Origin of the sequence: Mesorhizobium sp. M7A.F.Ca.US.002.01.1.1 (genome assembly GCF_004022955.1) — a bacterium.
GTDB lineage: Bacteria > Pseudomonadota > Alphaproteobacteria > Rhizobiales > Rhizobiaceae > Mesorhizobium > Mesorhizobium ciceri.
Genome location: NZ_RZQE01000284.1, coordinates 1 through 7877, shown reverse-complemented (window position 1 = coordinate 7877; position 7877 = coordinate 1). Strand labels below are relative to the sequence as shown.

Annotated in this window: 7 protein-coding genes and 1 pseudogene; 3 read left to right on the top strand and 5 right to left on the bottom strand. The window is 63.6% G+C overall.

The genetic code is table 11. From position 1 onward, the window contains the following. From EN932_RS23565 to EN932_RS23555, 3 genes and pseudogenes are all read left to right on the top strand, one after another. Positions 1–299 (top strand): annotated as a pseudogene (locus tag EN932_RS23565) (sodium:proton antiporter); the annotation flags it as partial. A gap of 166 nt (positions 300–465) precedes the next feature. Further along, positions 466–1368 (top strand): endonuclease/exonuclease/phosphatase family protein, encoded by a 903-nt coding sequence (locus EN932_RS23560; protein ID WP_127369604.1) that lies wholly within the window; start codon positions 466–468, stop codon positions 1366–1368. After that, the gene (locus EN932_RS23555; RefSeq protein WP_013529691.1) at positions 1365–2210 is read left to right on the top strand and encodes an EamA family transporter; all 846 of its coding nucleotides are present in this window, start codon (positions 1365–1367) and stop codon (positions 2208–2210) included. Before EN932_RS23560 ends, EN932_RS23555 begins: the two co-directional genes overlap by 4 nt. A gap of 8 nt (positions 2211–2218) precedes the next feature. Here EN932_RS23555 and EN932_RS23550 read toward each other — a convergent pair whose 3' ends face one another. The 5 genes from EN932_RS23550 to EN932_RS23530 form a co-directional block, all read right to left on the bottom strand. Further along, positions 2219–3436, bottom strand: coding sequence for an MFS transporter (locus tag EN932_RS23550; protein WP_024502755.1), 1218 nt, complete (start codon positions 3434–3436; stop codon positions 2219–2221). A 164-nt stretch (positions 3437–3600) separates the two neighbouring features. Further along, a complete protein-coding gene (locus EN932_RS23545) occupies positions 3601–3909 on the bottom strand; it encodes a Dabb family protein (RefSeq protein WP_127369605.1) in 309 nt (102 codons plus the stop codon). A 17-nt stretch (positions 3910–3926) separates the two neighbouring features. Next, the gene (locus EN932_RS23540; protein ID WP_127384926.1) at positions 3927–5555 is read right to left on the bottom strand and encodes a choline dehydrogenase; all 1629 of its coding nucleotides are present in this window, start codon (positions 5553–5555) and stop codon (positions 3927–3929) included. Positions 5556–5567: 12 nt separating this feature from the next. Continuing rightward, positions 5568–6326 carry a 3-ketoacyl-ACP reductase gene (locus EN932_RS23535; RefSeq protein WP_127368971.1) on the bottom strand — a complete coding sequence of 253 codons (759 nt, stop codon included), beginning with the start codon at positions 6324–6326 and terminating at the stop codon, positions 5568–5570. Beyond that, positions 6323–7825, bottom strand: coding sequence for a GMC family oxidoreductase (locus EN932_RS23530; protein ID WP_127368972.1), 1503 nt, complete (start codon positions 7823–7825; stop codon positions 6323–6325). Before EN932_RS23530 ends, EN932_RS23535 begins: the two co-directional genes overlap by 4 nt. Positions 7826–7877 lie beyond the last annotated feature (52 nt).

Below are 7877 nucleotides of genomic sequence, written 5' to 3'. Positions count from 1 at the left end.
TTGTGGTCATGCAGGCGGCGCTCGACATATTGAGCGGCAAGACATCGGACGCTGCGGCCGCGGTGCGCGAGCAATATGCCGCTCAACGCAAGATCGCCAAAAACCCCGACGATGCCCAGGCGGCGACCGAATATGACCGCTTGCGTCTTTATGCGATCAAGAGCCAGCGCGACGCGCTGGAGGAATTGCGCCGCAACGAGACGATTGGCGACGAAGCCTATCATCGCCTTGAGGAAGAGATCGACTGGACCGAACTGGCCGCGTCGCCACCCGGCCGGTTCCAGCCGCTGAATACTTGAGGCATCGCACGCCGTTTTCCGGCGCACGGAAGATACCGAAGTGCTTCGGGATCGGTGCATGATCCCGGTCAGGGGCAAGGCTGGTCCAAGCCACGTCCATTCTCCTGCACATTGCAACCGCGGCATCGAACCGCTACTGCCAACACGAAATTGAGCCGGATAAGCAATGAAGCTGGTCAGCTACAACATCCAGTACGGGTTCGGCAGCGACGGGCGCTACGATCTTTCGCGCGCCGCGCGCATCGTTGCCGGCGCCGACGTCATTGCACTGCAGGAAGTCGAGCGTCACTGGCAACGCAGCAATTTCGACGATCAGCCGGAACTGCTTTCCAGCCTGCTGCCCGACTATCACTGGGTCTATGGCCCGGCCTTCGACATGGACGCCAGCGAGCGGCATGACGGCCGCCTGGTCAACCGGCGCCGCCAGTTCGGCACCATGGTGCTGTCGAAACTGCCGATCGTCTGGTCGCGGCTGCATGCGCTGCCGATGCGCCGCACGCAGCGGCCGCTCAACACCCGCAATGCAGCACTCGAATGCATGATCCGCACGCCGGCAGGGCCGGTGCGGGTGTTGTCGCTGCATCTCGCCCATATCGCGGCCGAGGAGCGGCTGGAGCAGATCGACTATCTCCTGGCCGAGCATCGCCGGGCACCGTCCGACGGCGGGCCGTGGAGCGGCGTCGACGACGAGCCCACGCGCAACTGGACCAGCGGCGAAGCGGAGCCGGAAAACCCGCTGGCGGCGATCTGGATGGGCGATTTCAACATGGAGCCGGGCAGCGCCGAATATCGCCGCATCGTCGGCAGCACGCCCTACCATCCGGGTGCCGCCTATCTCAGCGGTTTCGTCGATGCCGCCGCTGTTGCCGGGGAGCCGGTTCCGGACTTCCACACCCATGTGAAGAACATCGACGGCAGACTGGCAAAGCGCCGGCTCGACCATTGCTTCGTCGGCGGCATGTTCGCCGGGCGGGTGCGTTCGATCTGTGCCGATATCGACGAGGTTGCGTCGGATCATTTTCCGTTGCGGGTCGACATCGACCTGGAAACGCCCGGCATTGCCACATGACGCTTTTCGTTTTTTTTGCAGTGCTTGCCGCCGCTGCCATGCACGCGATCTGGAATGCGCTGGTCAAGGTTCATCTCGACCGCTTCCTGTCGATCACGCTGATGACGCTCGGCATGGGCGCGGCGGCACTCGTGGTGCTGCCCTTCGTCGAAGTGCCGAAGGCGGAGGTGTGGCCCTACATCATCGCCTCCGTCATTTTCCACATGGGCTACCGCACCTTCCTGATCGGCGCCTACAAGGCGGGCGATTTCGCCCAGACCTATCCGCTGGCGCGGGGCACCGCACCTCTGCTCTCGGCCTTTGGCGGCATGTTCGTCGTTGCCGAGATTCCCGGCCCGTTCGCCATGCTCGGCATCTTCCTGTTGTCGGCCGGCACGCTGGTGATGTCGTTTCGTGGCGGCGCACATCTGGAAAAACTCAATCTGCGCGCGGTTGGCTTCGCACTGGGCACTTCCATCTTCATTGCCAGTTACACGCTGTCCGACGGCAGCGGCGCACGGCTGGCGGCAACCGCGCAGAGCTATGCAGCCTGGCTGTTCATCTGCGATGCTTTTGGCGCCTTGGTGCTGTGCCTCATCTTCCGCGGGCCGAAGGCGCTGCCGGTGTTGGCGCGCGACTGGAAGGCAGGACTGTTCACGGGCGTGCTCAGCGGCGCCGCCTACTGGATCGTCATGTGGGCGATGACCAAGGCGCCGATCGCCTCCGTGGCCTCGCTGCGCGAAACCTCGATTCTGTTTGCCATGATGATCTCGGTCTTCGCTCTCGGCGAAAAAATGACCGGCTGGCGCGGTGCCGCCGCGCTCAGCATCGTCGCCGGCGTCGTTGCGCTCAGGCTCGGCTGATTTCGACCCTAATTGAGTACGGTCATCAACTGGCCACGTCGTTCCGGACTGAAACGGATGACGACGATGATGCAGATGGCGACCACGCCTGCGAACAGCGCCAGGGCATAGCCATAGCTGCCTCCGGCGCTTTCCGCGATTCCTGCCTGATAGGGGCCGCCATAGGACGCGGCGAGATTGCCCGCCTGATAGATAAAGCCGGGCAAGGTCGCCCGCACCGCCCCGGGCGAAAGCTCGTTGAGGTGCACGGGGATGACGCCCCAGGCGCCCTGGACCGCGACCTGCATGACGAAGGCGCCGATGGCGAGCATGAACGGCGTGGTCGAGTAGGCCCATAGCGGGATCGACGGCAAGGCGATCAGGCAGGCCAGCGTGATGGCGTTGACGCGGCCGATCTTTTCGGACAGCGCGCCGAATGCCAGGCCGCCGACGATGGCGCCGATATTGGCGACGATGGTGATCCAGCTCACCGTATGCGGATCGAAGCCGTGCTGCTTCTTCAGGAAGGTCGGGTAGAGGTCCTGCGTGCCATGACTAAAGAAATTGAAGAACATCATCAGCACGACGGCATAGAGCGCGACACCCCAGTGTTTCTGCAGGGTTTCCCACATGCCCGGTCGAGCCGTCTTCTGCGCTTCGACGAAGGCCGGCGATTCCGGCACATGCGAGCGGATGAAGAGCACAATCAGCGCCGGCACGAAGCTGAGCAGGAACATGGCGCGCCAGCCGATCGTGTAGCCGCCGATCGTCTGCTGATAGAGCAGGCCATAGACCACCGCCGCCAGCAGATAGCCGGCCGGATAGCCGCATTGCAGGATGCCGGAGACCATGCCGCGTGCGCTCGGCGGAATGGATTCCATGGCCAGCGAACTGCCAAGCCCCCATTCGCCGCCCATGGCGATGCCGAACAGCGCACGCAGGGCGAGGAAGATGCCGAGATTGGGCGAGAAGGCGGCCAGCGCGCCGATCACCGAATAGCTCACGATGTTGAGCATGAGGATCGGCTTGCGCCCGTATTTGTCGGCAAGCATGCCGAAGAAGAACGCGCCGATGAAGCGTGTGGCCAAGGTCAGGAACAGCGCCTTGGAGACCGCGGGCACGTCGGCGTGGAATTCGGTCGCGATATCGGTGAGCAGGAATGTCAGAAGGAAGAAATCGAAAGCATCGAGCGTCCAGCCCAGGAACGAGGCGAGGACGGTCTTCTTCTGCTGCGAATTAAGGGGCAAATCTTCCTCCTCCACCATCATCGATGTGAGGAATTATCAGCCAGTTCAGGGAAGACCGGTGGTCACTTTTTCGCGCGGCTCATTTGATCGAACGCCCGCTGAGGTGCGATGAGGAGCGACCGGCGCCATCTGTCGATGAACTCGATCGTGGCTTGATGGTGAGTCTAGATTTCGAGATCAAACACCATCAGCCCGTCCGTGCCGCCTTCCAGGGCAGCGACCAGGCGTGCGCCGGCGCGCTGGTGCGCTTCATGCGCAAGATAGGCATCGCGCGCGGCAGCATCGCGGAAGTCGATGGTGAAGCCATGGGTGAAGCCGCGTGCGAACGGCTCCGGGCTGACATTGGCGCTGAATTTTACGGCGTCCATGCCGTCGATAACCTGTCGCAGCGCTTCGAGATCGGCATGGATCGCCGTGCGTTCGGCGGCGTCGACATCATTGCGAAATCTAGCGAAAACACAGTGCCTGATCATGTCTTGCTCCTCAGCGGCTAAGCAGCCCGGTTTCCGGAAAACACCGCCGGCGGCAGCGGCTCGCGGCCGAGGACCAGATCGGCTCCTTTTTCACCGACCATTATTGTCGGCGCATTGGTGTTGGATGAAGGCACGCGCGGCATCACCGAGGCATCGCAAACGCGCAGGCCCTCGATGCCGCGCAACCGCAGATCCGGTGTCACCACGGCCATGTCGTCATGGCCCATGCGGCAGGTGCCAACCGGGTGATGGTCGGTTTTGGAGGTGCGGCAGGCATAGTCGAACAGCTCGTCGTCGCTGGCGAGCGACGGCCCGGGCAGCACTTCGCGCAGCACGTAAGGGGCAAGCGCCTTCTGCCGCATGATCTGGCGCGCCAGTCGCAGCCCCTTGATCGACATGGCGCGGTCATAGGGATCGGACCAGTAGTTCGGATCGATCAGCGGGTGGTCGGCCGGGTCGGCACTCTTCAGCCGCACCGTGCCGCGTGAGCGCGGCCGCAGGAAGGCCGAGTTCAGGGTGACACCTGGATTGTTCAGCTTCTCGACGCCGGCCTCGATGCCGGATCCCAAGCCGAGATGGAACTGAATGTCGGGCGAGGCGGCGGTCGGGTCGGCGTACCAGAAGCCGCCGGTCTCGAACAGGCTGGAGGCCACCGGGCCTTTCTTCAGCAGCAGATATTGCAGACCGGCCCAGGCCGTGCGGTGCAGCTTGGCGTAGTTGTCATAGGTGTGATCGCCGGTGCATTCGGCGATGACGAACAAATCGAGATGGTCCTGCATGTTGGAGCCGACGCCGGGCAGGTCATGCACCGGCGTGACGCCGACCGACTTCAGATGGTCTGCGGGGCCGATCCCCGACTGCATCAGGAGTTTCGGCGAGCCGATGGCGCCGGACGAGACGATCACCTCGCGTTCGGCGCGCAGGATTTTCTTCTCGCCGCCCGGCCTGTCGACCACCTCGACGCCGATAGCGCGACCGTTCTCGACGACGATGCGCGTCACCAGCACATCGGTTCGGAGGGTCAGGTTCTTGCGGCTGCGGATCGGCTTCAAATAAGCGACCGAGGCGGAGGAGCGTCGGGCATCCTTCTGGGTCAGCTGGTAGTAGCCGACGCCTTCCTGGGCAGCGCCGTTGAAGTCCGGGTTGAAGGGGATGCCCATCTCCTGGCCGGCACGGAAATAGGCCTCGCAGATAGGTAGCGGCGCAATCGGGTTGGACACGCCGAGCGGGCCCTGGTCGCCATGAAAGTCGTTGGCGTAGCGCTGGTTGTTTTCGGCGCGCTTGAAATAGGGCAGCACGTCGCGATAGCCCCAGCCGGCGAGGCCTTCTTCCTTCTCCCAGGCGTCGTAGTCGCGGGCATTGCCGCGCGTGTAGATCTGCGCGTTGATGGACGAGCCGCCGCCGACCACCTTGGCCTGCGTGTACCAGAAGACGCGGTCCTTCATGTGCTTTTGCGGCACGGTCGACCAACCCCAGGAAGCAATGCCTTTGGTCATCTTGGCGAAGCCCGCCGGCATGTGGATGTAGGGGTGCCAGTCCTTGCCGCCGGCTTCCAGCAGCAGGACCGAATTGCTGGGATCTTCGCTCAGCCGGTTGGCCATAACGCAGCCGGCAGGACCGGCGCCCACGATGATATAGTCAGTCATTTCCTGATCCATTCATAGCCGTGGCACCGAGAGCGCGCCGTCGACATTGATGATCGAGCCGGTCGAAAAGCCGAGCTTGCCGCCGGCGAGCGTCGCCACCACCGCGCCGATGTCCGATGCTTCGCCCCAGCGTTTGGCCGGAACCAGGCCGCCGTCGATAAGGGCGTCATATTTGGCGGTCACGCCTGAGGTCATGTCGGTGCGGATGATGCCGGGCCGGACTTCGAAGACGGCGATGTTTTCAGGCGCAAGCCGCAACGCCAGGTTCTTCACCCACATCGAAAGCCCGGCCTTCGAGATGCAGTAGTCCGGCCGTTCCGGCGACGCCATTTCAGCACTGACCGAGGTGATGGTGATGATGGATCTCTGATCGCCTGGCGCAGCCAGCATCGCCTTGGCGACAGCCTGGCTGAGGAAGACGGTGCCGCGCAGGTTGATGCCCAGCGTGCGATCGAAATTCTCCGGCTTGAGGTCCAAGAGGTCACCGCGCACCACGGCGCCGACGCCGGCATTGTTGACCAGGCAGTCGATGCGGCCGAAGGCGCGCATCGCGGCATCGACAAGTGCTGTATGGGTGTCGAGGTCCGCGATGTCGCACCTGACATAGGCGAATTTTGCGCCACGCTTGGTGATGTCGGGGGCAAGTCCGTCGGCGGCTGTTTCGGCAAGGTCGGCGACCAGAATATCGAAGCCGGCATCCGCCAGTGCCTGGGCGCAGGCGAGGCCGATGCCGCGCGCGCCGCCGGTGACGATGGCGGCGGGGCGGGTCATGCGGCGAGGTCCGTCTTGCGGATGTGGTCAGCAACGCGCAGCGCTTGGGCTGCAATCGACAGCGCTGGGTTGACCGCCGCCGAGTTCGGCAGGAAACCGGCGTCGACGACGAACAGGTTCCGGTGGTCGAAGGAGCGGCAGTAGGGGTCGAGCGCCGCCGTCGCCGGATCGTCGCCCATCTTGATCGTGCCGCATTGATGCGACGGCGTGCGCTTGTCGAAGGGGCGCGACAGCACGATGGGATAGCCGCAGGCGCGGAAGTTTTCGCGCATTACCTTGTTCAGCCCGTCGAGCGACTGCATGTTGGAGCGCCGCCACTGCATGATGATGTCCTTGCCGTCGACCATGATGCGGCTTTCCGGGTCGGGCAGGTCTTCGCACATAAGGTACCAGTCGACGGCGTGGCCGGCCATGAAGTCGAGCGCGAATCCCGGCGTGTACTTGACATTGGCCCGCAGCATGTTGCCGTCGATCTTGCCGAGCAGTTGGACGTTCCCCAGCGGCTTACCGCCCTTGCCGTCGGACAGATAGTAGTCGTTGAGCATCAGCGTCTTCTGGTAGACGGCATCGTTGCGGCGGCGCGGATCGATCGCCAGCATGGCGCTGGAATTGTGGTTCATGAAATTGCGCCCGACCTGATCGGAGCGGTTGGCAAGGCCCTTGCCATCAGGAGACGGTGATCGCAGCAGGATGACGGCGGAATTGACCGCGCCAGCGGAGAGGATGACCAGTTTCGGCGCGACCTTTTTCAGCTCACCATTCTGCCGATAGTGGATGGCAGCAATGGTTTTGCCGTCGGTCGATGCCTCCAGGTACTCGACATAACAGCCGGTCTCGAGCCGGATGTTGGTGTCCTTCAGGGCCGCCGTCAGCGGTCCTGTCTGCGCGTCGACCTTGCCCTGGCCGGTGTTGGGAAACGCATCCCAGCCGGTCTTGCCCTCTTTCAGCCAGGTGTCGATGTCGACGCCGAGCGGCAGCGAGGCCGGATGCAGGCCGAGGTTTTTCAGCTCGGCGCGGGCGCGGGCGATCGGCGCCTCGTCGGGCACCGGCTTGTAGGCGTAGGGGATCGAATGGAACGGCTCGGTCGGATCCTCGCCCAGTGCACCGCGCACGCGAAACAGCTGTTCGGCTTTCGAATACCAGGGCTCGAATTCCTCATAGGAGAACGGCCATGCCGGCGAGACCCCGCCAAAGTGCTCCATGGCGGCGAAATCTTCCTTGCGGTAGCGGATCAGCACCGCGCCATAGAACTTCGAATTGCCGCCGACATAATAATAATTGCCGGGGTTGAAGGCGGCGCCGCCGGCCTCACGCCACATCTCCTTCGGCCTATAATGGCCGTCGACGAAGATCGAGCGCGTGTCGCGCGCGTGCGGCGTCGCCGGCAACGGCTCGCCGCGCTCGAGCATCAAGATCGAGGCGCCGCTGCCGGCAAGGCCGGAAGCGATCGTGGCGCCGCCGATGCCGGAGCCGATGATGACGATGTCCGGATTTCTCATGGCCTAAATCGCGTCCCGACGCGCTTTAGTTTTTTGTTTTGATGCATGTCGT

Excerpts from the sequence above, each read along its gene's own strand:
- EN932_RS23560 (WP_127369604.1), top strand. The coding sequence starts at position 466 with ATGAAGCTGGTCAGCTACAACATCCAGTACGGGTTCGGCAGCGACGGG.
- EN932_RS23555 (WP_013529691.1), top strand. The coding sequence starts at position 1,365 with ATGACGCTTTTCGTTTTTTTTGCAGTGCTTGCCGCCGCTGCCATGCAC.
- EN932_RS23545 (WP_127369605.1), bottom strand. The coding sequence starts at position 3,909 with ATGATCAGGCACTGTGTTTTCGCTAGATTTCGCAATGATGTCGACGCC.
- EN932_RS23540 (WP_127384926.1), bottom strand. The coding sequence starts at position 5,555 with ATGACTGACTATATCATCGTGGGCGCCGGTCCTGCCGGCTGCGTTATG.
- EN932_RS23535 (WP_127368971.1), bottom strand. The coding sequence starts at position 6,326 with ATGACCCGCCCCGCCGCCATCGTCACCGGCGGCGCGCGCGGCATCGGC.
- EN932_RS23530 (WP_127368972.1), bottom strand. The coding sequence starts at position 7,825 with ATGAGAAATCCGGACATCGTCATCATCGGCTCCGGCATCGGCGGCGCC.